The organism is Bradyrhizobium glycinis (assembly GCF_016031655.1).
Lineage (GTDB): Bacteria > Pseudomonadota > Alphaproteobacteria > Rhizobiales > Xanthobacteraceae > Bradyrhizobium > Bradyrhizobium glycinis.
Genome location: NZ_JACCHQ010000020.1, coordinates 59109 through 85356 on the forward strand (window position 1 = coordinate 59109; position 26248 = coordinate 85356).

At 63.0% G+C, this 26248-nt stretch carries 25 protein-coding genes and 1 tRNA gene; 11 read left to right on the forward strand and 15 right to left on the reverse strand.

Annotated elements, in window-relative coordinates; translation table 11 throughout:
* Positions 1–59: 59 nt before the first annotated feature.
* Genes HZZ16_RS25395 through HZZ16_RS25410 form a run of 4 tightly spaced genes read right to left on the reverse strand, consistent with a single transcriptional unit; the run spans position 60 to position 4573 of the window.
* Complete coding sequence (locus HZZ16_RS25395; RefSeq protein ID WP_197952595.1) at positions 60–797, reverse strand: amino acid ABC transporter ATP-binding protein; 738 nt, start codon at positions 795–797, stop codon at positions 60–62.
* Positions 798–808: 11 nt separating this feature from the next.
* Positions 809–2329 carry an amino acid ABC transporter permease gene (locus HZZ16_RS25400; protein WP_197952596.1) on the reverse strand — a complete coding sequence of 507 codons (1521 nt, stop codon included), beginning with the start codon at positions 2327–2329 and terminating at the stop codon, positions 809–811.
* Entirely contained in the window at positions 2326–3531 is a 1206-nt protein-coding gene (locus tag HZZ16_RS25405) for an amino acid ABC transporter permease (RefSeq protein WP_197952597.1), read from the reverse strand. The genes HZZ16_RS25400 and HZZ16_RS25405 overlap by 4 nt, the downstream gene beginning before the upstream one ends.
* A 25-nt stretch (positions 3532–3556) precedes the next feature.
* Positions 3557–4573, reverse strand: coding sequence for an amino acid ABC transporter substrate-binding protein (locus tag HZZ16_RS25410; protein WP_197952598.1), 1017 nt, complete (start codon positions 4571–4573; stop codon positions 3557–3559).
* Between the two features lie 398 nt (positions 4574–4971).
* Here HZZ16_RS25410 and metC point away from each other — a divergent pair, with 398 nt between their 5' ends.
* Positions 4972–6156 carry a cystathionine beta-lyase gene (gene metC, locus HZZ16_RS25415; RefSeq protein WP_197952599.1) on the forward strand — a complete coding sequence of 395 codons (1185 nt, stop codon included), beginning with the start codon at positions 4972–4974 and terminating at the stop codon, positions 6154–6156.
* Between the two features lie 94 nt (positions 6157–6250).
* Here metC and HZZ16_RS25420 read toward each other — a convergent pair whose 3' ends face one another.
* The 7 genes from HZZ16_RS25420 to HZZ16_RS25450 form a co-directional block, all read right to left on the reverse strand.
* Positions 6251–6589, reverse strand: a complete 339-nt coding sequence (locus tag HZZ16_RS25420; RefSeq protein ID WP_027574511.1) for a lipid-A-disaccharide synthase N-terminal domain-containing protein — start codon at positions 6587–6589, stop codon at positions 6251–6253.
* Positions 6586–7323, reverse strand: coding sequence for a glycosyltransferase family 2 protein (locus HZZ16_RS25425; RefSeq protein ID WP_197952600.1), 738 nt, complete (start codon positions 7321–7323; stop codon positions 6586–6588). Before HZZ16_RS25425 ends, HZZ16_RS25420 begins: the two co-directional genes overlap by 4 nt.
* Positions 7324–7387: 64 nt before the next feature.
* Positions 7388–8233, reverse strand: a complete 846-nt coding sequence (locus tag HZZ16_RS25430; RefSeq protein WP_197952601.1) for a phosphatase PAP2 family protein — start codon at positions 8231–8233, stop codon at positions 7388–7390.
* 1 nt (position 8234) lies between these two features.
* A complete protein-coding gene (locus tag HZZ16_RS25435; RefSeq protein ID WP_197952602.1) occupies positions 8235–9977 on the reverse strand; it encodes an ArnT family glycosyltransferase in 1743 nt (580 codons plus the stop codon).
* A 50-nt stretch (positions 9978–10027) separates the two neighbouring features.
* Positions 10028–12139: a penicillin-binding protein 1C gene (pbpC, locus tag HZZ16_RS25440; RefSeq protein ID WP_197952689.1), complete on the reverse strand. Its 2112-nt coding sequence runs from the start codon at positions 12137–12139 to the stop codon at positions 10028–10030.
* A 128-nt stretch (positions 12140–12267) separates the two neighbouring features.
* Positions 12268–17466 carry an alpha-2-macroglobulin family protein gene (locus tag HZZ16_RS25445; protein WP_197952603.1) on the reverse strand — a complete coding sequence of 1733 codons (5199 nt, stop codon included), beginning with the start codon at positions 17464–17466 and terminating at the stop codon, positions 12268–12270.
* Positions 17467–17533: 67 nt separating this feature from the next.
* Positions 17534–17710: a hypothetical protein gene (locus HZZ16_RS25450; RefSeq protein WP_197952604.1), complete on the reverse strand. Its 177-nt coding sequence runs from the start codon at positions 17708–17710 to the stop codon at positions 17534–17536.
* 161 nt (positions 17711–17871) lie between these two features.
* Here HZZ16_RS25450 and HZZ16_RS25455 point away from each other — a divergent pair.
* A tRNA-Arg gene (locus HZZ16_RS25455) sits at positions 17872–17948 on the forward strand.
* Here the strand turns inward: HZZ16_RS25455 and HZZ16_RS38390 are convergent.
* From HZZ16_RS38390 to HZZ16_RS25470, 3 genes are read right to left on the reverse strand one after another with little or no spacing between them, the layout of a single operon-like run.
* Positions 17907–19064 carry a tyrosine-type recombinase/integrase gene (locus HZZ16_RS38390; protein WP_197952690.1) on the reverse strand — a complete coding sequence of 386 codons (1158 nt, stop codon included), beginning with the start codon at positions 19062–19064 and terminating at the stop codon, positions 17907–17909. The genes HZZ16_RS25455 and HZZ16_RS38390 overlap by 42 nt on opposite strands.
* A complete protein-coding gene (locus HZZ16_RS25465) occupies positions 19037–19396 on the reverse strand; it encodes a hypothetical protein (protein ID WP_197952605.1) in 360 nt (119 codons plus the stop codon). Before HZZ16_RS25465 ends, HZZ16_RS38390 begins: the two co-directional genes overlap by 28 nt.
* A gap of 48 nt (positions 19397–19444) precedes the next feature.
* Positions 19445–19585, reverse strand: coding sequence for a hypothetical protein (locus HZZ16_RS25470; RefSeq protein WP_197952606.1), 141 nt, complete (start codon positions 19583–19585; stop codon positions 19445–19447).
* A gap of 300 nt (positions 19586–19885) precedes the next feature.
* Here HZZ16_RS25470 and HZZ16_RS25475 point away from each other — a divergent pair, with 300 nt between their 5' ends.
* The 6 genes from HZZ16_RS25475 to HZZ16_RS25495 all read left to right on the forward strand — a co-directional run bounded on the left by HZZ16_RS25475 (position 19886) and on the right by HZZ16_RS25495 (position 23368).
* Positions 19886–20086 (forward strand): hypothetical protein, encoded by a 201-nt coding sequence (locus HZZ16_RS25475; RefSeq protein ID WP_197952607.1) that lies wholly within the window; start codon positions 19886–19888, stop codon positions 20084–20086.
* Between the two features lie 178 nt (positions 20087–20264).
* A complete protein-coding gene (locus HZZ16_RS25480; RefSeq protein ID WP_197952608.1) occupies positions 20265–20906 on the forward strand; it encodes a hypothetical protein in 642 nt (213 codons plus the stop codon).
* A 524-nt stretch (positions 20907–21430) separates the two neighbouring features.
* Positions 21431–21682, forward strand: a complete 252-nt coding sequence (locus HZZ16_RS25485; RefSeq protein ID WP_197952609.1) for a hypothetical protein — start codon at positions 21431–21433, stop codon at positions 21680–21682.
* Positions 21683–21789: 107 nt separating this feature from the next.
* Entirely contained in the window at positions 21790–22053 is a 264-nt protein-coding gene (locus HZZ16_RS38395; RefSeq protein ID WP_376707593.1) for a Rap1a/Tai family immunity protein, read from the forward strand.
* 68 nt (positions 22054–22121) lie between these two features.
* Positions 22122–22544 (forward strand): hypothetical protein, encoded by a 423-nt coding sequence (locus HZZ16_RS25490; RefSeq protein ID WP_197952610.1) that lies wholly within the window; start codon positions 22122–22124, stop codon positions 22542–22544.
* A 2-nt stretch (positions 22545–22546) separates the two neighbouring features.
* The gene (locus HZZ16_RS25495; protein WP_197952611.1) at positions 22547–23368 is read left to right on the forward strand and encodes a three-Cys-motif partner protein TcmP; all 822 of its coding nucleotides are present in this window, start codon (positions 22547–22549) and stop codon (positions 23366–23368) included.
* Here HZZ16_RS25495 and HZZ16_RS25500 read toward each other — a convergent pair.
* The gene (locus HZZ16_RS25500) at positions 23365–24111 is read right to left on the reverse strand and encodes a DUF5131 family protein (RefSeq protein ID WP_197952612.1); all 747 of its coding nucleotides are present in this window, start codon (positions 24109–24111) and stop codon (positions 23365–23367) included. The genes HZZ16_RS25495 and HZZ16_RS25500 overlap by 4 nt on opposite strands.
* A 765-nt stretch (positions 24112–24876) precedes the next feature.
* On the opposite strand from HZZ16_RS25500, the gene HZZ16_RS25505 reads away from it, so the two are divergent.
* The 3 genes from HZZ16_RS25505 to HZZ16_RS38570 are packed head-to-tail and all read left to right on the forward strand — an operon-like array spanning position 24877 to position 25911.
* Complete coding sequence (locus HZZ16_RS25505; RefSeq protein WP_197952613.1) at positions 24877–25449, forward strand: Ig-like domain-containing protein; 573 nt, start codon at positions 24877–24879, stop codon at positions 25447–25449.
* Between the two features lie 58 nt (positions 25450–25507).
* On the forward strand, positions 25508–25750 hold the full coding sequence (locus HZZ16_RS25510; RefSeq protein WP_197952614.1) for a hypothetical protein: 243 nt from the start codon (positions 25508–25510) through the stop codon (positions 25748–25750).
* A gap of 44 nt (positions 25751–25794) precedes the next feature.
* A complete protein-coding gene (locus HZZ16_RS38570; RefSeq protein ID WP_446479846.1) occupies positions 25795–25911 on the forward strand; it encodes a hypothetical protein in 117 nt (38 codons plus the stop codon).
* The last annotated feature ends 337 nt before the right edge of the window (positions 25912–26248 follow it).

Below are 26248 nucleotides of genomic sequence, written 5' to 3' on the forward strand. Positions count from 1 at the left end.
AACCGATTCGGATGGTGCCAGGCTTGCGGTCAGACCAGCGAGGGCGCCGGCCGCCGGACTCAGCGCAGAATCTGGCTCAGGAACAGCTTCGTGCGGGCGTGCTGCGGGGCGGCGAAAAACTCGTTCGGGGTGTTGGCCTCGATGATCTGCCCGGCGTCCATGAACACGACGCGGTTGGCGACCTCGCGGGCAAAGCCCATCTCGTGGGTGACGACCAGCATGGTCATGCCTTCCTCGGCGAGGTCGACCATGGTGTCGAGCACCTCCTTGACCATTTCGGGGTCGAGCGCCGAGGTCGGCTCGTCGAACAGCATCACCTTCGGGTTCATGGTCAGGGCGCGGGCGATCGCGACACGCTGCTGCTGGCCACCGGACATCTGACCCGGAAACTTGTTGGCCTGGTGCGGGATCTTCACCCGCTCCAGGAACTTCATCGCCGTCGCCTCGGCGTCCTTCTTGGGGATGTTGCGGACCCAGATCGGCGCCAACGTGCAATTGTCCAGCACGGTCAGGTGGGGGAACAGGTTGAAGCTTTGGAACACCATGCCGACTTCACGGCGGACCGCGTCGATGTGCTTGAGGTTCGGCCCGAGCTCGATGCCGTCGACGACGATCTCGCCCTCCTGGAATTCCTCCAGCGCATTGATGCAGCGGATCAGCGTGGACTTGCCCGAGCCCGAGGGGCCGCAGATCACGATGCGCTCGCCCTTCTGCACCGCCAGATCGATATCACGCAGGACGTGGAATTCGCCGTACCATTTGTTCAGGCCGGAAATCTTGACGATGGGCTCGGACATGGTGGCCTCGATCAGTTGCGGCGGTGGGCGTTGAGGCGGTGCTCGACGAACAGGGAATAGCGCGACATTCCAAAGCAGAACATGAAGTAGATGATCCCGGCGAAGGCAAAGCCGGTGAACGCAGTCGATGGCGTCGACCATTTCGGATCCGCGAACGAGGCGCGTAGCGAGCCGAGCAGATCGAACAGGGCCACGATTGAGACCAGCGAGGTGTCCTTGAACAGCGAGATGAAGCTGTTGACGAGGTTCGGAATGACGTGCCGCAGCGCCTGCGGCAGCACGATCAGCGAGGTCGTCTTCCACCAGGACAGCCCGAGGGCAGCGGCCGCCTCGCTCTGGCCACGCGGGATCGCCGCGAGCCCGCCGCGGACGTTCTCGGCCTGATAGGCGCCGGTGAACAGCGCGATGCCGATCAGCGCACGCACCAGGCCATCGACGGTGAAATTGCCGGGCAGGAACAGCGGCAGCATGTAGGTTGCGAAGAACAGCACGGTGATCAGCGGCACGCCGCGCCAGAACTCGATGAAGGCGATCGAGAAGATCCGGATCAAGGGAATGGTCGAGCGGCGGCCGAGTGCGAGCGCAATGCCGATCGGCAGCGATGTGACGATGCCGGTGACGGAGACCACGAGCGTCACCAGGAGGCCGCCCCACAAATTCGTCGTCACGACCGGCAAGCCGCCGTGGTCGATATCCATCAGCTTGATCACGATGGCGATGGCGACGAAAGTGGCGATGCTCGATGCCAGAGCCCGCCCGCCGGTGCGAACACCGCCGCCGAGAACAAAGGCGATCAGGCAGACGATCGCGGCCGTGATGGCGAAATCCGTCCAGACCGACTGGCCCGTGCCCTGGATGTAATCGCGCAGCCAGGTGAGCGGAAAGATCAGCCAATGGATCACCGTGCCGAGCAGCGCGATGAGGCTCCCGAGCACCCACAGCAGCGGACCGACCGCGGAAGTCTTGCTCGAGGTGAGCAGCGCCTGTCCTGCACCGACGATGCTCTCGTCGAACAATTGCAGCAGCCCGGCCGTCCAGCTCAGCCCAAAGCCCTTGATGCCGCCGCCGTGCAGCAGGAAGAACGCCACCACCGGAAAGGCGACGAAGAATAGGCCGGCATTCAGGCTCTTGGCCGGCAGCCGCGGAATGAGCAGCGGCAACAGCAGGACGACTGCAAGCAACAGCGTCAAGTTCACCCGCCAACGCTCGGCCTCGGGATAGAAGCCGTAGATCAGTTGCGGGAGCTTCGCCTGGATGTAAGGCCAGCAGGCGCCGACAGCAAAGCCGGCGTTCTCGGCAAGGCACGCGGCGCGATCCTTGCCGCTCCAGACTGCATCGACCATCAGGAACTTGACGGAGGGAACGATGGTGAACCAGAGCAGCAAAGCGCCGAGGATCGTCAGAAGGATGTTGGTCGGCGAGTTGAACAGGCGCGTGCGCATCAGGCCGATGAAGCCCGTGGTCTTCACCGGCGCCGGACGCTCGGCGAGCAGGTCCTGGCGGACAAAGCTGGATGAGATGACATCGCTCATGCGCCGAGACTCCGGCTGACGCGCCAACCATAGACGCTCATGATCGCGCTGGTCAGGAGCGAGATCAGGAGATAGACGCCCATGGTCATGGCGATGATCTCGATCGCCTGCCCGGTCTGGCTCAACGACGTGCCGGCAAACACCGATACCAGGTCAGGATAGCCGATCGCGACCGCCAGCGACGAGTTCTTGGTGAGATTGAGGTACTGGTTGGTCAGCGGCGGCACGATGACGCGCATGGCCTGCGGCACGACGATGAGGCGGAGCGTGGCGCCGCGGCTGAGGCCGAGCGAAGATCCCGCCTCCATCTGTCCTTTGTGAACGGACAGGATGCCGGCGCGCACGATCTCGGCGATGAAGGCGGCGGTATAGGTCGACAGCGCCACCGCCAGTGCCACGAATTCCGGGATGATGCGTGAGCCGCCGGCGAAGTTGAACCCCCTCAGCTGCGGAAGCTCGAAAGTGAAGGGCAGACCGAAGACCAGCATCGTGGCCAGCGGAAGCCCGAACAGCAGGGCCAGCACGGAAGGCCAGATGCGGATCACCTGCCCGCGCTGGAACAGCGCTCGTCTTGCGTAGAAATGCAGGGCCAGCGAGGCGACGATGCCGAACGCCAGCACCGCGAGGAACGGCGCGAGACCGCTCTGGCCGATCGGGCTGGGAACGACGAGGCCCCGATTGCTGATGAAGGCAATGCCGAACAGGGAAATGCTCTGCCGCGGATTGGGCAAGGCCGCCAGCACCGCCAGATACCAGAACAGGATCTGGAACAGCAGCGGCAGATTGCGGATGACCTCGACATAGATCTCGCCGACCCGCGACAGCAGCCAATTGGGCGACAGCCGGCACAGCGCGACGATGAAGCCGATCACCGTGGCGAAGAAGATGCCCACCACGGAGACCACGAGCGTATTCAGCAGCCCGACCACAAACACGCGCAGGAACGTGTCCGAGCCGGTATAGGAGATCAGGGTCTGGTTGACGTCGAAGCCGGCATTGTTCCTGAGGAAGCCGAAGCCGGCGGCGATGTGCTGGTTCTCGAGATTGGCACGCGCATTGGAGACGATCTCGTAGCCGATCCAGCCCAGGATCGCCGCGAAGGCAAACTGGACGGCAACGCCGTTCCAGCCTGCCTTGCCGCCCAGAATGCGCCGGATCTTCAGCGCGATCTGGGGCGGCGGTTTTCGAGCCTCGGTGCTCATGCCGCTGCCGGCCGATCAGGGCTGATCAGCGGATCGGCGGCGCGTACTGAAGACCGCCCTTGTTCCAGAGATTGTTGACACCGCGATTGATGGCGAGCGGCGATCCGGCGCCGACGTTGCGATCGAACACCTCGCCGTAATTGCCGACGGTCTTCACGATCCGCACCACCCAATCCTTCGTCAGGCCGAGTTGTTCGCCGAAATTGCCGTCGCTGCCGAGCACGCGCTTCAGTTCGGGATTTTCCAGCTTCGCCTTCTCGTCGATGTTCTTCGAGGTCACGCCGAGCTCTTCGGCGGTGAGCATCGCGAACAGCGTCCATTTCACGATGTCGAACCACTGGTCGTCGCCGTGCCGCACCATCGGGCCGAGCGGCTCCTTCGAGATGATCTCGGGCAGCACCATGTGGTCGTTGGGATTGGCGAGCTTGAGGCGATTGGCGTACAGGCCCGACTGGTCGGTGGTGAAGACGTCGCAGCGGCCGGCTTCATAGGCCTTGACGGTTTCGTCGTTGGTGGCGAACGCGATCACCTCGTACTTCATGTTGTTGGCCTTGAAGTAGTCGGCGAGATTCTGCTCGGTCGTGGTGCCGGTCTGCACGCAGACCGATGCGCTGTTGAGCTCGAGCGCCGAATTCACCTTGAGCGACTTCTTCACCATGAAGCCCTGCCCGTCGTAATAGGTCACGCCGGTGAAATTGGCGCCGAGCGAGGTGTCGCGCGAGATGGTCCAGGTGGTGTTGCGCGAGAGCACGTCGATCTCGCCGGATTGCAGCGCAGTGAAGCGGTCCTTGGCGGACAGCGGCACGAACTTGACCTTGGTCGGATCATTGAAGATCGCACCGGCTATGGCGCGGCAGACGTCGACGTCGATGCCGGTCCAGTTGCCCTTGTCGTCGGGCGAGGAGAAGCCCGGCAGGCCCTGGCTGACGCCGCAGGACAGCATGCCCCGATCCTTGACGGTCTTGAGCGTTTGCGCATCGGCGGCTTGGGCGGTGAGGCCGGCGGCGAGAGCAAGGGTGAGAGCCAGGGTTACGCGTTTCATGGGCTTTGGGCCTTTCAAGGTCGTCTCAAGGTCAGGAATGTTGTCTTTAGGATCGTTTCTGCCAGGCCAGGTCTTCTAAGAATCTGGCCTTGCAAGAGTCATGCTGGAAAACCTTGCCGAACACTCGCCGATCTCGGGAGGCCATACCTTCATCCCCGCCGCCGGCGCCCGCCATCTTTTGGCTGTGACGCGACGTCCGGTCAGGCAATGGATCGAAGGTCGCGGCAGGCCCCTCAACATGCGGCGACTGAATAGCACCTGCGCATCACAGAACGACTGGCGAGCCGGGTCAAGGGGTTGACGGGACTCTTCTGTGTTCTGTTATTAACGACCGCGGCCTTTTGGCCGCCCCAGGGGCGCGACGCGTCCGGTGGAAACGCGGTTTTGAAAGCAGACGCATGGATTCTTCGTCCCCCCAAGAGCAGCACGCCGAGACCCGGCTGGTCACCTCCGGCCGCGACACCAAGGCGCAGAAGGGGTTCGTCAATCCGCCGGTCTTCCACGGCTCGACGGTGCTCTATCCGACCGCGGAGGACCTGCATGCCCATCGCGGCGAATTCACCTACGGCCGTCACGGTTCCCCAACCACCAAGGCGTTCCAGGAGACGCTGATGGCGCTGGAGGGTCCGCAATGCGCCGGCGTCGGTATCGTGCCGTCGGGGCTGTCGGCGATCTCCACCACCTTGCTCTCGGTGCTGAAGGCCGGCGACCACATCCTGGTGGTCGACAACGTCTACCGACCCTCGCGCAATTTCTGCAACGGCATGCTGACCCGCTACGGCGTCGAGACGACTTATTTCGATCCGCTGATCGGCGCCGGCATCGACAAGCTGTTCAAGCCCAACACCCGGGCCGTTCTGGTGGAGGCACCGGGCTCGCAGTCGTTCGAGATGCCCGACATCCGCGCCATCGCCGAAGTCGCACATGGGCGCGGCGCGCTCGTCATCGATGACAACACCTGGGCGACGCCGCTCTATCACCGCTCGCTGGAACAAGGCGTCGACATCAGCATGCAGGCCGCCACGAAATATATCGGCGGCCATTCCGACATCATGTTCGGCACCATCTCGGCCAACGCCAAGGCCTGGCCGATGATTGCCGAAGGCATCCGCCTGCTCGGCGTCTGCGCCGGCCCCGACGACGTCTTCCTGGCGCTGCGCGGCCTCCGCACGCTGTCGGTGCGGCTGGCGCAGCATAATCGCTCCGGGCTCGAGATGGCGCGCTGGCTGGCGGAGAGGCCTGAGGTTGCGCGCGTGCTGCATCCTGGGCTGGAGACCGATCCAGGTCATGCGATCTGGAAGCGCGACTTCACCGGCGCCTCCGGGCTGTTCAGCATCGTGCTGAAGCCGGCGCCGCAGAAGGCGGTCGACACCATGCTCAACACGCTCAAGCTGTTCGGGATGGGCTTTTCCTGGGGCGGGTTCGAGAGCCTTGCGATTCCCTTCGATTGCGATGCCTATCGCACCGCGACCAAATGGGCGCCCGGCGGCCCGACGCTACGTCTCCACATCGGGCTCGAGAGCACCGACGACCTCAAGGCCGATCTCGATCGCGGCTTCGCTGCCCTGAAAGCGGCAATCTGAGCATCAGGATTGGGCATCTCGCCTGGCAAAGGCGCCACTGCAAAGTGTGATGCAGCCAACCGGCGGGATTGAAAAAGCGGAGCCGAACGCTGGATCAACGGTCTAGCGTCTTCGAGGCGGTGCCGCGGTTCTTCCAGATCAGCATGATATTGCGGACGTAGATGATGGTCGCGAGCGACTGTCCAAGGATAATCACCGGCTCGCGCTTCACGACGCCATAGACCAGCGTCATCAGACCGCCGCCCATCGAGCAGAACCAGAACGCCATCGGCACCACGCTGTTGCCGGCACGCTCGCTCGCGATCCACTGCACCAGGAAGCGGGCGGTGAAGAACAGCTGCGCGACCAGGCCGAATGCCAGCCAGAAGTCGAACTTGGCGACGAAGACGTCGTAGAGATAGTTGCTCAGCGCCTGACCGTATTGAATGATCATGCGTTCACCTCGGTCACCTCAGGCGTCGGCTTCTTGCGGCGGATCAGCCACCAGACGCCGGCGAGATCCATGATGCCGATCCACAGCCGGTCGAAGAAACCATAGTTGGACACGCCGGAATGGCGCGGCCGGTCGATCACGTCGACATAGGCGATGTCATAGCCTTCGCGGCGGACCAACGCGGGAAGGAAGCGATGCAGCCCGTCGAAATAGGGCAGCATCAGGAAGACGTCGCGGCGGAACGCCTTCAGTCCGCAGCCGGTGTCGCGCGTGCCGTCCTTCAGGATGGCATTGCGAACGCTGTTGGCAATGCGCGATTGGAATTTCTTGAAGCCGGTGTCCTTGCGCCCGATCCGCTGGCCGGCAGCGAGACCAACGCGCCCTGCCCCCTTCTCCACTGCCGCGATCAGGTCCGGCAGGAAGGCCGGATTGTTCTGACCGTCACCATCGAGTGTCGCCACGATCTCTCCGCGCGCCGCACGCACGCCGCTGCGCACGGCCGCCGACTGGCCGCCCGATCGTGCATGGCGAAGCTGACGCAGATTGCTCCGCTGTTTCATAATGGTGCCAAGCCGTTCGCCGGTGGCGTCGGTCGAGCCGTCGTTGACGTAGATGATCTCATAGGGCCAGCGGCCATCGAGTGCCGCGCCGATCTCCGCGATCAGCGGCGCGATGTTGTCGGCTTCGTTGCGCACGGGAACAACGATGGAAACCGAAGGCTGGGACGTCGACAAATCGAGGCTCGTGGTTGGAATTGACCTGCCCAGGGGAACCAGCGGTCCCGGCAGGCAGCCGCTTTTATGGGGCGGATGGGCGGTGGGCAACCCTTTTGAGGCGGTCGGAAAACGTCCCTGAAAGCGGCACAATGGTGCCGTCGGCGCAGATGGCAAATCCGAGCTTTCGGGCCGCGAACCAGTAACGGACGGCCATGGCGCCGACCGTTCCGACCAGAGCGCCGGCGACCACGTCGCTCGGATGATGCGCCAGCAGCACCAGGCGCGTCAGCACGATCACGATTGCGTAAGTGAACATGAAGACGCGCAGACGCGGCCAGAGTGCCGAGACGGCGAACGCCAGGGCGAACGCGGCCACGGCGTGGCCTGACGGCAGGCTGGCGTAAGCCCCCGTCCCCTCGAACGGGACGAAGTTGAATGGATTGGCCTTGCCCCCGACGAATGGACGTCCGCGACCGATGAGATATTTCAGGATCTCGGCCACGAAGGCTGACACGGCAACCGACAGAAACATGAATTGCAGCCGCGTGCCGAAGCCGAGCAGCAGCGCTCGGCGGCTCCCGCGCAGCCCGGCCGCAACGAGAGCCAGCACCACCAGCGCAGTCCCCAGCACCGATAGGATATACTCGTCCTTGCCGAAATCGGTGAGGATGCGGATCGGCCATAGGCTCGGCGTGCCGCGAGGCGGCATCAGCAGGATTTCGGTCTGATCGAACGCGACCATCAGGACGATGACGAGCGCTGCCCCCGCCGCGGCAAGCCACAGCGAATGCCGCGCCAGCTTCCGGGCCGCCTCGGCGCGGCGGGAATGCGAGGGCGACCGCACGAGCTGCGCCAGCGCGCGCCAGGACACCGCGAACAATTGACCGGGATAGCCGGCATGCGGCGCAATGTCGGTCGGAGCCCGCATCCTATTCGGTACCTTCCGAACGGAAGATCGAGATCGAGATCGCGCGCCCTTGCGAGAAATTATAGCCGTCGATCCGCGCGCCGACCTTGTAGCGCAACCCGATCGCCTCGGCGCGCTGCACGAAGCTGCGCTCCGAGCGCTGCTCGATCAGCGCAAAGCGGCAGCTGCCCTGCCGCAGGAAGTCCGCCGCACCGGAGCCGTCGGTGAGCACGGTCCGGGTGCCCGCCAGGAAGACGAGGCTCGGCTCGTGATAACCGGCCGCAGCCGCCTTCGGTCCCACGCAGGTGACGTTACGAAGCGCGCGCGCGATCTCGATGCTTGGAAAGAGCGGCGTCAGCGACGGCAGCACGATGCCGTAAATCGTCACGGCGAGCATCAGGGCTGCGACCAGGGCGTTGAGCAATGAGCGCTCGGCGCGATTGGTATCGAACAGCCACCAGGCGAACAGACCGAAGATCAGCGCGGCTGCAATGAACGGCCAGGCCACGAAAGCGGGCTGCCGCGTCAGTATCACCGAGCCGACCACCGCAATGATCGAGGCGGCTGCGGGGATCGCAAACCACCAGGCCGAGCCGCGCATCAGCCAGGAGCGCGACAGCACGCGCCGCTCCACCGCGCCGGCGGTCAAGATCGCGATCGCCGGATAGAGCGGGAGCACGTAATGCGGCAGCTTGGTCAACACCGCCTCGAACACGATCCAGGACGGGATCAGCCAAGCCAGCAGGAACTGCGCACCGGGCTCGCGGCGGGCCCGCCACACCGCGGGGGCCGCCATCGCTGCCAGCGGCGCGCCCGGCCAGAACGTGATCCAGAACAGCGCCAGGTACAGTCCGGGCGGTGCGCCGTGGGATTCCTGGGCGCCAAGCTTGCTCAGCATGTCGCCGCCGACGGAATCGGCGAAGAAGGTCTCGCCCGCACGCCAGAAGATCGCGACGAACCAGGGCAGCACCAGCACCAGCATCCACATCAGGCCCCAGACCGGCCGCAGTTTCCACAGCCAGGAGGCGTCGCGGTCCTGGATCGCAAGCGCGACGATGGTCAGGCCGGCGAACATCAGGATCAGCGGGCCCTTGATCAGGATGCCTACCGCGAGCGCGGTCCAGAAGATCGCGGGCCAGCTCCACGGGGGATGTGTCTCGTCCTCGGCGCGCTGCCAGGACAAATAGGCGCGCGCCATCGCGCCCATGGCGGCGACGACACAGAGCAGCAGCATGGCGTCGGTTTTGGCCAGGCGCGCCTCGACCCCGAGCAGCACGGAGGCGCACATCATCAGCGCCGCCAGCACCGCGGCGCGCCGTGTGACGAATCCGAGCGCGGCCCAATAGGTCATGAGCACGGCGCCGATCGCGCCCATCAGCGATGGCAGCCGGTAGACCCAGATGCGCAATTCGGCCTTCGGCAGTTTGAGCATCGAGGCGGCTTCGACGGTTGCCGATTGCAACCAGTAGATGCCGACTGGCTTCTTGTATCGGACGTCTTCCTGAAAGCGGATATCGACATAGTCGCCGCTCTCGACCATCTGCTTGGTGGCTTGGGCAAACCGTGCCTCGTCGCGGTCGATCGGCGGGATGGTGAAGAAGCCCGGCAGGAACAGCAGCAGCGCACACAGCACCAGGAAGCCGACCGCGCGCGGGTGGCTGGCCGTGACGATGTCGAGCATGCGCACGAGCCCGCTGCCCGGATTTGCGGGCGATTTCGGTTCGCGGGGGGCACCAAAACGGGGGCTTGGGTAGGTCTCGGCCATTGGTTCCGCTTACGCTGAAACCGCCATCGCCACAACCGCTTAAGGCAGGGTCATTGAATTCGAATGACGACTGTGTCCGCGGCGCCCGTGGCGTCGATCACGGTGAGCCGTGCAAAGCCGGGGCCGGGCGGATCGATCAGCCGTTGCCGGCGGCCGTCGATCTCGCCGATGGCGGCGCCGTTAACCATGACCGTCATAGGCAGCACGCCGCCGGCGACCTTGACCGGCATCGCTGCGCTTTCCCGGCCACCGGATCGATCGACGTCGATCCGCGAACCGTTCAGGGGAAACTGGATGTGAAGGGCCTGCTCGTTCCCGCTTCGCACCAGTTCGCCGACGGGACGGAACCGCTTCAAGGGTAGCGGCAGCTTCGCGTTGCTTGCGACCAGAGTTCCCTTGGGCGGCTTCGGCAAGGGCGCCAGCGTCTTGCCGCTGCGGGCAAAGGCATCGAACAGGATGGGCGCGGCGGCGACCCGTCCGATCAGGCCGGGAACCGGCGCTCCGTCCGGACGGCCAACCCAGACACCAATGGTCATGCGACCGTCGAAGCCGACCGACCAGGCGTCGCGATAGCCGTAGGAGGTGCCAGTCTTGAAGGCGATGCGGTTGTGGGCGGCGTTCTCCGGCGGCGGCGTGCCGAGCAGGACGTTGCCGACCTGCCAGGCTGCGACCTGATCCAGCAGCCGCAGCGGCTCCCTATCATCCTTGGCCGTCACGATCTCGCGCAGCGGCTTGGTGGTCCCGAGGCGGGCGAAGCCGGCATAGAGCTGGGCGAGGTCCTGGAGCGTCACGCCGACGCCGCCGAGGCCCATGGCAAGGCCGGGCGCTTCGTCCTTGGGCAGGATGAGGTTGCCGCCGGCCTGCCGCAGCCGCGAGGTCAGCCGGCTCGAGCCGACGCGGTCGAGCAGCACGATGGCCGGCACGTTCAGCGACAATTGCAGCGCCTTCCTCACTGGCACCGTGCCCTGGAAGGTCATGTCGAAATTTTCCGGCGCGTAGGAGCCGAAGCGGACCGGGCGGTCGTCGATCAAACTATCGGGATGGACAAAGCCGTCCTCGAAGGCGAGCCCGTAGATGAAGGGCTTGAGCGTCGAGCCTGGCGAGCGGATGGCGCGGGTCATGTCGACCTGCCCTGCCCGGCTCTCGTCGAAATAATCGGCCGAGCCGACTCGCGCGAGCACGTCGCCGGTCTCGTTGTCGACCACGATGATGCCGACCGAGATGTTCGGACCGAGCGCAATCGCGCGGTCGCGCGCCAGCGGCTCGAGCACCTTCTGCAAATTCGCATCGAGCGTCAGCTTGATGATCGGCGTGTCCTTGACCGTCGACAGCGCGGAGTCGGAGGCATGCGGCGCCAGGATCGGCATCGGCCTGCGCAGTTTCGGCACCGGCACCGCCTTGGCCTGATTGGCGTCGTCGGCACTGACCACGTGCTCCTCGACCATGCGGTCGAGCACGCGGTCGCGCGCCTTGCGCGCAGCTTCCGGGAAGCGGTCGAGCCGGCGCGTCTCCGGCGATTGCGGCAGCGCGACCAGCAACGCGGCCTCCGCCAGTGACAGCCGCTTCGGCTCCTTGCCGAGATAGGCGATCGACGCCGCGCGGATGCCTTCGAGATTGCCGCCATAAGGCGCGAGCGCCAGATACAGATCCAGGATCTGCTCCTTGCTCATGCTGCGCTCGATTTCGATCGCACGCACGATCTGCCGCAATTTTGCGTAGAGCGAGCGCTGCCGCCGCGGCTCCATCAGGCGGGCCAGCTGCATCGTGATGGTCGAGCCGCCCGAGACGATGTGGCCGCGCGTTCCGAGCTGCAGAGCGGCGCGCCCCAGCGCCAGCGGGTCGATGCCATCATGGGCGTAAAAGCGCTGGTCCTCGTAGGCGAACAGCAGTTTCAGATAGGTCGGATCGAGGTTGGCCTTGGCATCGACCGGCAACCGCCAGCGCCCATCCGCCATCGCATAGGCGCGCAGCAGCTTGCCGTTGCGATCGACGATGGTGGTGGAGACCTGGCGGGCTTCGTCGAGCGGGAGCGGACCGAGCGAGTAGACCCAGGCCACGAAGCCGATGATGGCGAGGATAAAGGTGAGTGCAGCTGCCGAGAGAAGGCGAAAGGCGATCCGCCCCCTCCGCCCGTCATGGCCGGGCTTGACCCGGCCATCCACGCCGTCACCCATCGCCGGCGCGGCCGTGGATGCCCGGGCCTTCGCCGCGCCGTAGCGGCTTCGGCCGCGCAGGCGGGTCAAGCCCGGGCATGACGACGGTGTGTGTGGCTCAGCCTCGCTCATCTCACTCACTTCGCCGCCCGCACCTCGACACTACCCGTGCCGGTCCGGCCATAGCGCGAGGGATTGTACATGTCCTCGACATAGGCCTGCGGCAGCACGTATTTGCCGGGCGAGACGGCGCGCACGACATAGGCCACCGTGAAGACCGACTTGGAATCCGAGGCCCGGTCGACGGCCGCGGTGAAGCGGTCGTCACGGAATTCGGTATGTTCAGGCTCCTCGCCGTCCTCGATCCAGTCCAGCGTGCCGCTGTCGCCGGACGAGACCAGTTTGGGATTGTCGATCTCCAGGCCCGCCGGCAGATAGTCGGACACCATGATGTGGCCGTATTCCGGCTTGGCCTCGGTGATCTTCAGCACCACCGCAAAGCGCTGGTTCTGCTTGACCTTGCTGATGTCGGCGGGCTTGCCGTCGAGGGTGAAGTAGCTGCGCTCGATCTTGAAGCCGTTGGACGCCGCCGGCTCCGGCGTGACCGGCGAGCCCGACACTGAAACGACTGCCTGCACCGGCGCATCGCCGGTATTGGTGATCTTCAGCGGCTTGCCGCTCAGCGTGTCCGCCTTGTAGCTGCGGTACAAGGCGGTCCTGACCGGCTGGCCATCGACCTCGATCGAGAGATTCTCCCTGGCGAGCGCCCGCGCCGCCAGCACCAGCCACGCATTCTCCTGCGTCGAGGTGTAGGGCGTCAGCCCCCGGGCAGTCTCGACCCGCGACACCGCCTGCGTCAGCGTCGCCCTCGGCGCGTTGCCTTCACTGGCGAGCGACACCAATGCAGCGGCATCGCGCAGCTGCGAGCCGTAGTCGGTGCGGCCGAATTCCAGCGCGGGCTTGGGCGCGAGGCTGTCGAGCGCAGCAGCATAGACACGTTCGGCGCGGTTGCGGTCGCCGACCAGGGCGAGCGCTGCCGCAAGCTGCGATTTCGCGATCGGGGTCGCGAGGTTGGCAAGCTTGGTATCGGCGAGATAGCGGAGATCGCCGATCGGAGCTGCGCCATTACGCGCGAGCACATAGAGGCCGTAGGCGAGATCGCGGCCACCGTCCTTCTCCGGCTCGTTGGCATTGACGACGGAGTTGCGGATACGGTCCAGCGCGTTCTTGAACAGCACGTCCGGCACCGCAAAACCCTTCTCGCGGGCGCGGGTGAGGAAGTCCGTCACGTAGGCATCGAGCCAGGCATCGTCGCCGTCGGCCAACCACAGGCCGAACGAGCCGTTCGAGCCTTGACGCGCCAGCAGCCGCTCGATGGCGTCGCGGATGCGCTGGTCGACCTCGGTGTCCATGGCAAGATGCGCGCCGGCCGCGAGCTCGTTGACGTAGAGCAGCGGCATCGCCCGGCTCGTGATCTGCTCCGAGCAGCCATGCGGATAGCGGTCGAGCGCCTTGAGGATCGTTGCCGCATCGAGCGCGGTCGACAGGCTGGCCGAGACCGAGACGCTGCCGGTGCCCGGCACGAGGTCGGAGAACATGTCCGAGGTAAGCGTCAGGCTTTCGCCCTTCGCCAGCGTCCGGATCGAGCGCCGCGCCAGCACCTGCGTCGCCGCCTTGACGTCGAACGCGTAGTGACGCGCCAGCGCGAGGCCATTCGGTCCCTTGATGTCGACGTCGAGCGTCGCCTGCCCCGCCGCGGTCGCATCGAGTGCGAGCGAGAACGAATTGCGCTGCTTGGCGGCGAGCTTCACGGTGGTGGCGGGATTGCCGGTCATCTTCACCGGGCCGCCCGCCTTCACGTTGATGACGTAGTCGCCGGCCTGGCCCTCGACATTGTCGATCTCGAGGTTGACCGTGCCGTGGTCGCCGCTGAGCAGGAAGCGCGGCAGTGTCGTCGTCAGCACCACGGGATCGCGGATCACGACGTCCGTGTTGGCGCGGCCGAGCTTGGTCGCGGTCCAAGCCACTGCCATCACGCGCGCGGTGCCGGCGAACTCCGGAATATCGAAGCTCACATCCGCGGTGCCGTCGGCAGCGACCGTGACGATGCCGGAATAGAGCGCGAGCGGCTTTTGCGTGGGCGGCGAGCCCTGGAGCTCGCCCGCACCGGCATCGCCGCCGGACTTGATCTGGCCGCGCGTGCCCGACATGCCGTCGATCAGCTGGCCGTAGAGATCGCGGATCTCCGCGCTGAGGCGACGCTGGCCGAGATAATAGTCGTCCGGCGCCGGCGGCTTGTAATTGGTGAGATTGAGGATGCCGACATCGACGGCGGCGATGACGACCTTGGCGTCCTCGCCCGGATTGAGCCCATCGAGCTTGACCGGGATCTTCAGCGTCGAGTTCGGCCGGATCAGCGAAGGCGGCGACAGCTTTACCTGCAGGGTGCGGGCCTGCTTGTCGATACCGAACCATTTCAGCCCGATTGCACGGCCTGGCATGCGCTGGGCGGCGGCATCAAGCGGCCGGCGCAGCGTCGCCACCACGTAGGCGCCGGTGCCCCAGTCCTTGCCGATCGGGAGCTTGACCTGCGCGGTGCCTTCCTTGACGTCGATGGTCTGCGTCGTCAGCAGCCGCTCGCCGAGCACGTTGATCGTGAGCTTGCCGGCGCTGCGCACGTTGACGGACACCGTCATGGTGTCGCCGGAGGCGTATTGCGGCTTGTCGATCGAGGTCTCCAGCAGGTCCGGCGTGTCGGCGCTGCCGTCGGAATACCAGCCGACATCGAACTGGACCGAGGTCACCGGCCCGTCGGCCTCGTTCGACTTGACGTCGAGCCGGTAGCGGCCGGGCTGCGGCGTGAGCGAGATCCGCGTCGGCTTATCGGCCCTAACAGTGACGTCGCCATCGGCGACGCGCGAGGTCGACTTGACCGGCTCGTACTCCCAGTAATTGTTCTGGCGGTACCATTGGTAGCGCGACTCGATCTTCAGGAGCTCGTAGCGCAGACCGTCGCGGCGCAGCTTCTCGCCCTCCGGCGAGACGAACACGACGTCGAACTCGGCCTTGTCGCCCTCCGTGACGTTCTTGTCGCCGAACAGCGGCTTGATGCCGATCTGCGCCGTGGCGGGCGCGACCGGCAGCACGATCTTGCGCTCGACGGCGCGGCCGCCGGTCTCGACCATGCGGACGAAGATCTGCGCCTCCTGCGGACGGGTCGAGGCCGGCTGCTTGTCCAGCGTCACCGGGAAGGTCGCGACGCCATTGGAGTTGGCCTCGGGCAGGTTCTCCAGCGGCGTGCGCTCGTTCGAGGTGGTCTCCTCGTCGTCGACGCCGAACTTGTAACCAGCAAAGCCGGGCCGCTCGGCCGCGGGCGCGATCAGCATGTCGCCTTCGAGCTGCAGGCCCGAAGCAGGTGCGCCATAGAGGAAATGACCATCGGCCTTAAGCTCCACTGGAACGTTAGCTTTGATCAGCTTGTCCTTGGCAGACAACTCGAATTCGATCCGATCGGGGACATAATCCTCGACCATGAAGGTGGTCTCGCCGACCGAAGCCCCCTTCGGATCGGTGAAGGCGCGCACCCGCCACGTTCCGGTCGGTACGGCCGAGTTGAGCGGCACGGACAGCGTGCGGCCGCCGGCGCCCTGATCCGCCAGCACGGCGCGACGATATTCGACGCCGTCGGGCCGCTCGACCACCAGTGTCATCGGCCCACCGGTGACGGCATTGCCCTGCCCGTCGCGGAGCAGCGCGGTGAGGAAGACGGTCTCGCTGGATCGGTAGACGCCGCGCTCCGCATAGACGAAGGCATCGGCGCCGGCGGGCACGGCGCGCCCGGAAACGCCGCGGTCGGACAGGTCGAAGGCCGACGTCTTCAGACTCAGGAAGGCATAGTCGGCTTTCTCGCCGGTGACCGTGAGCATCGCCGGCGACAATCCGCCCTCGCCGCGCGCAAGGCCGGCCTCGAACAGCACGTGACCGGCATCGTCGGTCTTGCGCGTCGCCAGGATCTCGTTGTTGCGCGCGACCAGGCGCACCTCGGCCTTGCCGACCGGATCGGTCGACGCCAGCGAGTTGACGAAAACATGGATGCCGTCATTGCCGGAGTAGGCGGCGATGCCGAGATCGGAGACGATGAACCATTGCGTGGCGAGCTGGTAGTCCTCGTCCGAGGCCCGGGCCGCGGCCGTCATGACGTAGACACCGGGCTGGAGCTCGCCGAGCGCCTGGTCGACCGGGAATGCCGTGGTGACGTCCTGGTTCAGCGTCGTCGCGGTCGCAAGCTCGCCGGTCCAGACCTTGACGCCGCGCTCGTCGCCAAGCTCGCTGAGCTGGTACTTCGACAGCGTCTTCTGGAAATCGCTGTCGACCACCGTGTTGATCAGGTTGCGGTCGCCGATCCGGAAGACGTTGATGTTGACCGCGGGTGTGTTGACGCTGACGACGGGAATGCCGCGCTGGCCGGTCCGCGGCAGCACATAGGCGCGGCTGGTGAAGCGCACGAACGGCTTGCGGTCGCGCACATAGATGTTGAATTCGGCCGATTTCGGCAGCCCCTCCTTCACGGTCGACGGCAAACCGGCGCGCAAATTGATGTTGTAGCGCTCGCCGTGCTTCAGCCCGTCGACGCAGAGCTGCTTGCCTTCGGCCGACAGCGCCGGCTTGTCCTGCCCGGCGAGAGCCAGGAACGGTGCGAAATCGGTGCGCTTGGCGAGCTCCTCGGAGAACTGGAAGCAGGCGCGCGGGCTAGCCGAGTCCGAGTCCACGGTATAGTCGAGCAGCCGGAAACCGTGCTCGTCGCGCATCTTCTCATATTGGCCGCGGACGTCGGCGACCTCGCGCATGTCGAGCGACAGCCGCAGCGCGTCCAGTGCCGGCCGCCACAGCTTGCGTTCGGCCAGCGCCTTGCCCAGCACGGCAAGTGCGTCGGCCTCCTCGCTCGCATTGCCGGCGCGCTGGTAGGCGATGTAAGCGGCGGTCGAAGCGCGCTCCAGCAAGAAGGTCTGCTCGCTCGAGCTCTTCGGCGAGATCTGGAAGATGACCTTGGCGAGCCGCAGCCAGTTGCCGGCATCCTCGGGCGTGGTCGCGGCGATCTGGCCGAGCACAGAAAGGCCGGTGCGGTAATCATTGCGCCGGAAGGCGGCGTCGGCGTCCGTCTTCAGCGTTGCATTGGTCTTGGCGACCGGCCCGGCCTCGCTTTTGATCTGGGCCTCCAGCTTGATCGCGGAGTCGGCGAGGTCGTCGCGTTTGAACGCCTTGTCGGCGGCCTGCGCAGCGACGAGGCCGAGCGCCAGCGCGGCGCAGATTGTGACGGCGCGAACAAGACCGATCATGGAGGACTCCCGGAAAGCGCGGACGAACGCCGCGGCGGCAAATGAAATGCGCGGAAAGGTGACGGACTCAAGGCGATGGAACCATAAGGTGCAAAGCGTCGCTTTCGCCATGACAAAGGCCAGCCCAGAGGAGACCGGCCGAGATATTGCCGCGCACGCCGTCCTGATGGCGCAGCACTACCTGACCGATCGACCGGCGGCCGTCTCCCGGAAGCTGTTCAGCGTTCCCGGCGATGTGATCCATCGTCCAGTCCGCTGCCGCTCAACCTGGCACCCTGACACCCCACCGTTCCGCTTTGTCGTCGCACTGAGGAAAACGGTTCGGTTCAGACTTGGCGAAACACCAGTTTTTTCATATTGGCATGCTACAGAATGGCCAGCCGCCCGATCAGGCCGGCCCAAGACGGTCCCGTAGCTCAACTGGATAGAGTAGCGGATTTCTACTCCGCGGGTTGCAGGTTCGAGTCCTGCCGGGATCGCCAAACTGTTTCTGCAGCCAACGAATTCAATAGGTTATCGTCATTATTGCCTAACTCCTCTGGTTGGTTAGGCAATCTGATGTCAAATCCGCCTTCGAGCTTCGTCATTGCTGCGACCGCAAGCTTCTTGCGCGCGGCTTCGCGGCAATAACGCTCGATCTCGCGGATATCGGTGTGGCCGGTGATGGACATGATTTCCAGAGCACTACATCCAGCCTCAGCCAAGCGCCGACAGGCGGCCTTGCGCACGCCATGTGGCGACGACTTCGGAGGAAGGCCAGCGTCGCTTGCCGCTTCGCTGATCCACGTAGAGAACGCCTTCTCGCTGCGGGCACGGCCGTACATGGTTGCGATGAAGGCCGGGCCATCCTTAGGGCAATCGGCGATATAGCGCGCAAGGTCGCTGTGCACCGGAATGCACAGCTCAACATGGCCTTGGCTCTTCTTTGTGGTGATGACAAAGCCGTCCTTGCTCAGGTGCTGCCAGCCAAGGCGCACGGCATCGGAGCGGCGGAGGCCAGTATGCAACAGCACCTCGAACGCGAGCCGTAGCGGCGTGCCAACCTCGTGATGCCTGCGGAACCTGGTGATGTCTTCTTCGGTCCAAGTCCTGTGGCCGGTCGTCTTGAGCTTCACTTTCTTGGCGACGACTACGGGATTATCGGCTCGCAGCCCGGCCGACACTGCATAGTCCATCAGACCCTTGAGCCGCTTCCGGAAGTTGCTCGCGGCGGACGGCGTATCGGCCATCTCGTCAATTAGCTTGTTAACGTGTTTCGGCTGAAGGCCAGCAATCGGTCCCGCCCCATGCTTATCCACAAAGCGGTCCAAAACGCCGCGATAGGTAGCCTTTGTCGTTTCGGCCAGCACCTTGAATTCGGTCGAGCCGTAATAGCCGTTCACGGCGGCTGCTATGCTGCCGGCCTTAACGCGCCGCATCGCTGCCGGCGACGTCGGCTCATCGGCGCTCATGGCCGCACGGTAGGCCGTCCAGAATTCGGGCGTGTACAGAGGCGCAGGCAGAGCTATTTGCGCCCTGCCCGGTCGTCGCAGGTATACGCGGGGCTTGCCGTGCCTATCGATGTACTCGTTTACGTACTTGGGCTTTCGCTGCCGCATGCCTTGTCCCAATAGTCCTCATTGTCGTTGACCGGCTGAGGCGCACCATCGAACAGGCGGTCGAGGGCCGCGCGGTCCCAGATGTTCACGCCGAACAGATCCAGCGGCTTGGGGACGGCGCCAGCCAGCACCTGCTTGTCGAAGTGTGTCGGGCTGATTCCCAAATAGCGCGCTGCAGCCGCGCGACGGAGGCCACGCGGCTGCACACGATTGTCATTGGCTGGGTTGGGCAAGAGCGTGCCCCTCGAAAATAAAAGCTCTGCTTTACCTCGCCGGTCGAGACCGACGCACAGGTGGTGAACCGCTGGCGTTTCGCTGCTGGGTGTCAGCAATCCAGTGGCCGGCGATTCACTACCCTTCCCCTCAGTATACCATGCCGCTTAGGCCAGCTCGGGCTGGCCCTCCCGACGCGCCTTCACCGGAATCCGGTGAACCTCGGGCTCGATTTCGTCGTCGCAAATGCCGAGCTGGAGCACCACAAGGTCGTCGTCCGTTCGGCGGTGCTTATCCAGCAGGCCCACGAGGTAGGCACCGATCTGCTTCTGATCGGGGTCTTGTTCGCGCGCCCAAGCATACCACGGGCTGGCGTTCCTGTTGGCGGCCGGGTCGTCACACCATTGGCCACTCGAATCTCGGCCAGCATGTGAACAAGCATGAGGCATCACCCCGGCTTCCCGCAGCCCGCGGAAATACGTCCTCGGGCAAAAGTGTTGATGCTTCGATTCCCGTGCTGGCATTTATATTGAGTTCTGACATTACTTTCCCGCCCTTGTTTAGTCCGGTCGTTTGACCGGCCCCGAAACTGTGGTACCACAGATTCCATGAAGCGCCAAGCCGTGAAAGTACGGAAAAAGCGAGGGCCTGCCCCAACCGGCAAGGGCACGCAGATTCAGGTCCGGCTGCAGCCGGATGACCTCATTGCAGTTGATGACTGGATAGCGAAGCAGGACAAAGCCCCTACCCGCCCGGAGGCCATCAGAACGCTGATGCGGCAGGCGCTGAACGCGAAGCCGAGGGGCTAAGTGCGTCTCTAGCTAACGAAGGCCGGCCTGCCCTCTATATTTTTTCCCTTCGCTCATTTCTCGTGCTTCCGCTGCACAGCAACTTGCTCTCCCGCTCCAGTTGCTATTGGATGACACTTTAGGCCTAAGGCAACATGCGGAATTTAAGATTTGCGACGCCTTTGTGAGGCAGGGAACGATGAAAGCGCTGGCGACCCTAGGTGTTCTCGTTGTCTTTCTGATGGTGCTAGGAAATTGGCTCGACAAACAACACCTCGAAGTAACAACGATCGAAAAAATCCGGACTCGCCTGATCTCGTTCTATCTTTGGCTCTACGACGCCCCATCGCGCCTCAAGAAGGGCTGTCAGCCCATCATCAGTTGGTTCAACAGGATGCACGAACCGCCAGCATTCGACATCAGAACAGGACAGTCGATTAAACAGCGGCCGCCCGTCGCCCGTTATGCTCTGCAGCTAACGACTGCCGTGGCGGTCCCCATTTTTATGATGCAGTTTCATCATTTTGATCCGGATACGCCGGTAAGTTCGATGAACCTTCCTTCCGAAACTGCGTGGTGGTGGGCCATACTTGCCGGAATTGTGGTAGCGCTCGTCGGTCCGATTTTCTTTCTTGCAAGCGTTGGTCTTTGGGCCTGCATCATCACGTTGCCATCTCTGATCCTTCTTGCACTGATCGAGATGATGCGAAGGTCTTTACTGCTTGTTCTCAATAAGAGCACCAGTCCCCGTACTTCACCATTTACCTATTTCTCTGGACTGGCTTCGGTATTTCTCTCCGGTGGCGAAAGCGCACGTCAGCTGTTCGTGCTTTGGTGGTGACCCTGAGTCGGGGGCGGTAAAGCGACCGGCTCCTCATTTTCACAACTAAAGATTTGCACGCCCGGTGCACTACGGCTTGCGCTCTCGCCTTGGTTGCGATTGAGTCACAGCTTCAATAGGGGGAGACGCGCGGCGGATGAAAGGCTGGCTAGCTGTTCTGTTTGTAATCGTTGCGGGGATCGTCGGAGCGCAGTTTATATCCATATTCGTCGTCCAGCCGATCGGAGCGCTTCCCGAAGGCCGAACCGTCATTTTACTTCGCAAACCTTGGACCGGCCAAAAGGGGCTAGCCTTTATCGATAGCCCGGATGCATTCTGCGAGCGGAATAGTGGAGGTGTCACGCTCCTCTGCCGAGGCGTCACGGCAGGCGCTATAGCGAAGAACGCGACCATTCTCGCTCGGCTTCCCTATTCTGCAACTCTCTATGGAATCAGCACTGGCGGCAAGAAGTATGATCGATGAAGTCTGCAACCCAGCGCGCGGAGCTTTCTACGCGTGATTCATCCACTCTAGGCGTCACGAAATGAAGATCGCAATTCTGTCCGCTGCCGATGTCGCAGGGTGGTATACCGCAACACTGATGGAGCGAGGGCACGAGGTCTCTATTGGCCCTTTCGGCCACGTGCCCACGGCAGTGACCAGCATGATTGAGGACGGCATTGATGGCGTCCTCATCTTAACCGACGACGATGAAAACTTCGACGAGATTGCCGCGCGTTTCACCAGGGCAACAGGCCGACCTATTTGGCGCAATCTGACGGAAATCCCGAGGTGAATGGTGCTTGATCTGTGAGGATCTCTCTTCAAATTGTGCTTCTGGCTGTTGCCGTCGCGCTGAGCGAGACGTGCAGAGCTGCCCCCGATTTCCAAAGTGGAAATTTCATGCTCCCCCACTGCCAACATTACGTGACCGATAACTACCGATACGAGGTGTGGGACGGCGACTGCGGAGGTACGGTCGATACTCTTCTATTCCTGCGAGAATCGTTACCGGACGGATTCAAGGTGTGCCACCCGAAAGGTGTGACAAGCGCCCAGGCCGTGAGGGTTGTGGTCAATTACCTACAATCCCATCCACAAGACCTGCATCAACCGTTCCGCATCCTGGCTATGACCGCTCTCAGTCAGGCATGGCCCTGCAAATAGCTGCTGCGGCATGAGTGACCGCCCCTCCGAATTTTGATCTCGACGCTCTGGCTGTCTTAATAGACTGCTTGGAGACCACGCCGACTCTCTCGAACGAAGATGTGGAGCACCTTTACAGTGCCCACGTTCTTGAAGTCGTTCCTGCTATGCTTGAGGATGGCAAATCCTACGGCGAGGCCAACGGCGGAACGATGAGCTTCCTGAATAGACCTGACGCACGCGATTACATTAAGTCGATCCAAGAGGACCTTGGGGCGAACGTCGCCATCGTGTCAGGGGCCTTCGCCGAATATCTTAACAACGGCGAACCACCAGCTCCTTTTTATGCTTGGCGCATTTGCGTCATTTTGGCGAAAGCCCGAATGCGACAACTTGAATTGCGGTTCTTGAATGCGTGGGTGCGCCATTTCGAAGGCTGCGGCGTGGGGCAACGCTACAAAATGTTGGTACAGCGTCGCATCAAGCTGTCCTCGGCGATAGGGACGAATTAGGGATGGGCAAACTTGTTGCGGGCGACGACGGACTCCCCGCCGAAGAGGTCGGACCCTGGGCTCAAGAGAAGCAGGACCTTTTGTGCAGATACGTCGATATCTCGCGCGGTGCACGTGCGAAGTTTATCGGTCCTAGCAAAGCAGGAACCACCTACATAGACCTATTTTGTGGACCTGGCCGTTCGAAGATCAAGGGCGGTCCCTTCATCGACGGAAGCTGCGTTGCGGCGTGGCGGAAGAGCGTAGCCGGCAGGGCGCCTTTTTCGCACATGTATATCGCCGACATGGATGAGGAGCGGCTCAATGCAGCGACAAAACGCCTGCGCGCCCTTGGCGCACCTGTTGCCGCCATCCATGGCGAAGCTGTCGAGACGTCGCTCGCAATCCTGAAGCGCTTGGAACCGGAGGGCTTGCACTTCGCTTTCATCGATCCATACAGTTTAGGCGCCTTGGACTTCAACATCTTCAGAACACTCTCGCGCCGGACTCGAATGGATATGCTGGTTCACCTCAGCAAAATGGACCTCCAGCGAAACCTAGACGAGAATATCGGGTCGGCCGTATCAGCATTCGATAGATTCGCCCCGGGCTGGAAAGATGTGATTGACGCTGAACAGGCCCAGCGTGGCATCCGCAACGAAATTATCGATCATTGGAGAGACCTTGTATCCGGGTTGGGTACTAAGGCATCCACCGAGATGAAGCTTTTAAAGAATAGTGGTGGCCAGCACCTCTACTGGCTGCTGCTAGTGGCGAAGCATGAACTAGCTCACAAGTTCTGGAAGTCCGCTTCAAACCCGGAAAGACAGGGGAACCTGTTCTAAGGGGAAGCCGCCGGCATCTCGTCGTACGTCCGGCCGTTTAGCATGCGACCGGTGGTCTTCTTGTTCTTGCCGCCCCACTGCTTAAAGAAAAACGCGGTGCGGTAGCGGCGACAGGCGGACTTAATCTCGCGAACCCACTCCGCATCCATCGGTCTAGCGTTCGGGCCACTCTCCCCGCCCACAATTGCCCAATGAATATTCTTGAGGTTGGCATTGGCGACTGAGCCTAGCAGTGGCTCAAACGAGATAAACCGCACCGCTGCGCGCACCTCACGCAGTTCGTCAATTCTGCCGAGATAGTCCGCGCTCTCCACGCTGGTGCCGAGCCAAACGTTGCGCAGCAATGGCAGACCTGCAGTGATCTTAGCGATGTGATCAGGCCGCTTGGTCAAGATCTGATATGTATGCTGTGGTGTCGCCGCCATCGTCGACCAGACTTCAGCAACGAAATCCGCCGGCACCTCTTCATGGAAGAGGTCCGACATCGAATTCACAAAGATCTGTCGCGGTTTGCTCCAGCTCTTTGGCGTCTCTAGCGCCTTGCGATCGAGATAAAGCTTGCCTGTCCACTTGGCTCGGCCACCGCTCTTCCGCGTCAGCCCTTTATACTTTGCAAGGCCCATGGCATCGAGGCGCGCTGCCATGCGCATAGCGTAGCAGTTGGTGCAGCCCGGCGAGAGAATGGTGCAACCGGCCACAGGATTCCACGTCGCGTCGGTCCATTCGATTGAAGTTTCTGCCATGACAAGCACCCTTTCAGGCACAGAGAATCACAAGAAAGTGGTGATAATTCGTTAACCACCGGCTGACCCGCCGCACCGCCCCACCCTCACAAAACCCTCCCCGACCGGCCCCGCTTTACCGTCGCGACAACACGTCATGCCGCGCGATCTCAACCCCGGTGGCGTCAACCACCACTACGACGGTGCCGGCGTCGCGGTCGCATTCGGGATCGCTGGCGATATCCTAGCGATGCGGGCGCCGTATTGGACTGCTAGCTCAGCAGAGCCAAATAGCTCTCCTACCTCGTCGGTCTGCGTCTCGCCCATGTGAATGATCGGAAAATAATAGCGCTGCATAGCCGCCCTCACCCTTTGACACCGATCATGCGCTCAGGTCGGAAGGGCCGCACCTGTCAAAAGCGACAGGGTCCGTGCGATAGACCTACCTTCCCCAACTATCACATCACCCTTCCCGACTTCGTCCGCCTAACGGTATCGATCACCTCGGCCGGCAGCGCCGCACCACGCTGTGAGCGCTCAGCACCAGCGCTGCCGCGGGGGGCAGCGCATGCCGCTGCAGACATACGGCCGCGCTAGCTCGGGCAGTACTGGGAGCAATGCCGATCGACTGAGTGCTTTTCGGGCCTCAAGCCCGACTTCTCCCTTTGTTTCTAGTGAGTTGAGCACTTGCCAATCCTGTAAAATTCCGCCCTTTCGCCTTAAGGCTTCCAAACAAGCCAAGGTTGCACTAGCATCGCTGCATATTTCAAGCGAGGGGGATTTCCGATGCGCTCTTTGTTGCTGAATTGTGCGGTTCTGCTGTTTGTCATGGTCGGCACGGCGGTTGCCGAGCCACCGAAAGAGATCGTCACCAACAACGTGATTCAGCTTCGCGCGGAGGACGCGCGGACCTTCGCCTTCGAGGAACCGTTCGGGCGCCTCTCACTCACTGTTGAGGGCGTTGCGCTAATCGTGCCGGAGACCGACCGGGCCTTTACGCTGCGCGGCCTCAGGCCCGGCCGGACCTTGCTGACGGCATATGCTCCCGACGGCCGCATCATTCATCGCGCAATGGTGATCATCGAGCAGACGCAGGGCTACGTTAAAATCTACGGCACGCGAGATCAGAAGGACGGACAGCTAGCCCGGGACTTCTTCGGCTACTATTGCACCGACACGGGCTGCGGGCGTGTTGACCCGGACAAGGTGCCAACCCGACCTAACCCCGAGCAGCCGGTGGGGACCACAGTGTCGGAAACCCGGCAGCAGCAGGACGGCCATAGCGTGACCATCCAGCGGAACTATCCCGGGGAGGGACCCGCAAGTCTGGGTGGTCCCCCAGGTGCGAAAAACCAGTAAGAGCCAGGTCTGACTTTTTAGTCGGTTTCACCCGAGAGCCACTCGGGAGACGCGCGTTATGAGCGAACGCCCTGAGATGCCGTATGAGAAGGCAATAACTGAAACGGCCAAGGCTACCGGGAAGGTCGTCGATCTAGTCGACAAGGCAAGTCCCGCGATCGGAAATATCTACGACTGGATGATCGGCGATCGCATCGCGCAGGCTCGCGAGCGGAACTTAGATCACTTGCAGAGGAAGACAAAGCGCATCATTGAAGAGCGTGATCTTGTAGACAAAACCACGCGATTCCGGAGAGTCTAGCGGTCTCCTTACTGGAGGCTTCGCAAGGCGAACCGCGTGAAGAACTGCAAGACATTTTCGCGGCGCTTCTCGCCAACGCAATGGACCCAAACTGTTCCGATCTCGTGCGTTCAGAATTCGTTGAAACCCATTCGCCAGTGGCAACCAACAGACGTTCTTAGGGATGGAGAGGTCGAAGAGCGGCAAACCTTACTTCCACGAAGCCGATTTGGTGGAAGCCTACCATCTGCGACAAACGGCAGCCGCTGTGTCCATCGAGCACCTCTCAGGGCTCAAGTGTCTGCGCTTCAACAATGCGAACGGGCATGCGGTCACTCCTTATGGGATCGAGGTCATGACCACCGCTCCAAGCCGAAAGGCGGGTGCCGTAATCAGTGATTTGCCAAGCCTCTCAGGGGCGGTTTTCGCGCCCTGAGATTGAGCTAACCTTCAGGCAAAGTCTGACGATTGCCTGAGCGATATCAGCCTGCAGTCCCAACGCGCAGAACCGCGCGAAAA

Bases quoted from the DNA above. Each gene is read 5' to 3' on its own strand.
- HZZ16_RS25395 (WP_197952595.1), bottom strand. From the start codon at position 797: ATGTCCGAGCCCATCGTCAAGATTTCCGGCCTGAACAAATGGTACGGC.
- HZZ16_RS25400 (WP_197952596.1), bottom strand. From the start codon at position 2,329: ATGAGCGATGTCATCTCATCCAGCTTTGTCCGCCAGGACCTGCTCGCC.
- HZZ16_RS25405 (WP_197952597.1), bottom strand. From the start codon at position 3,531: ATGAGCACCGAGGCTCGAAAACCGCCGCCCCAGATCGCGCTGAAGATC.
- HZZ16_RS25410 (WP_197952598.1), bottom strand. From the start codon at position 4,573: ATGAAACGCGTAACCCTGGCTCTCACCCTTGCTCTCGCCGCCGGCCTC.
- metC (WP_197952599.1), top strand. From the start codon at position 4,972: ATGGATTCTTCGTCCCCCCAAGAGCAGCACGCCGAGACCCGGCTGGTC.
- HZZ16_RS25420 (WP_027574511.1), bottom strand. From the start codon at position 6,589: ATGATCATTCAATACGGTCAGGCGCTGAGCAACTATCTCTACGACGTC.
- HZZ16_RS25430 (WP_197952601.1), bottom strand. From the start codon at position 8,233: ATGCGGGCTCCGACCGACATTGCGCCGCATGCCGGCTATCCCGGTCAA.
- HZZ16_RS25435 (WP_197952602.1), bottom strand. From the start codon at position 9,977: ATGGCCGAGACCTACCCAAGCCCCCGTTTTGGTGCCCCCCGCGAACCG.
- HZZ16_RS25445 (WP_197952603.1), bottom strand. From the start codon at position 17,466: ATGATCGGTCTTGTTCGCGCCGTCACAATCTGCGCCGCGCTGGCGCTC.
- HZZ16_RS25450 (WP_197952604.1), bottom strand. From the start codon at position 17,710: ATGGATCACATCGCCGGGAACGCTGAACAGCTTCCGGGAGACGGCCGC.
- HZZ16_RS38390 (WP_197952690.1), bottom strand. From the start codon at position 19,064: ATGCGGCAGCGAAAGCCCAAGTACGTAAACGAGTACATCGATAGGCAC.
- HZZ16_RS25475 (WP_197952607.1), top strand. From the start codon at position 19,886: ATGAAGCGCCAAGCCGTGAAAGTACGGAAAAAGCGAGGGCCTGCCCCA.
- HZZ16_RS25480 (WP_197952608.1), top strand. From the start codon at position 20,265: ATGAAAGCGCTGGCGACCCTAGGTGTTCTCGTTGTCTTTCTGATGGTG.
- HZZ16_RS25485 (WP_197952609.1), top strand. From the start codon at position 21,431: ATGAAGATCGCAATTCTGTCCGCTGCCGATGTCGCAGGGTGGTATACC.
- HZZ16_RS38395 (WP_376707593.1), top strand. From the start codon at position 21,790: ATGCTCCCCCACTGCCAACATTACGTGACCGATAACTACCGATACGAG.
- HZZ16_RS25495 (WP_197952611.1), top strand. From the start codon at position 22,547: ATGGGCAAACTTGTTGCGGGCGACGACGGACTCCCCGCCGAAGAGGTC.
- HZZ16_RS25500 (WP_197952612.1), bottom strand. From the start codon at position 24,111: ATGGCAGAAACTTCAATCGAATGGACCGACGCGACGTGGAATCCTGTG.
- HZZ16_RS25505 (WP_197952613.1), top strand. From the start codon at position 24,877: ATGCGCTCTTTGTTGCTGAATTGTGCGGTTCTGCTGTTTGTCATGGTC.
- HZZ16_RS25510 (WP_197952614.1), top strand. From the start codon at position 25,508: ATGAGCGAACGCCCTGAGATGCCGTATGAGAAGGCAATAACTGAAACG.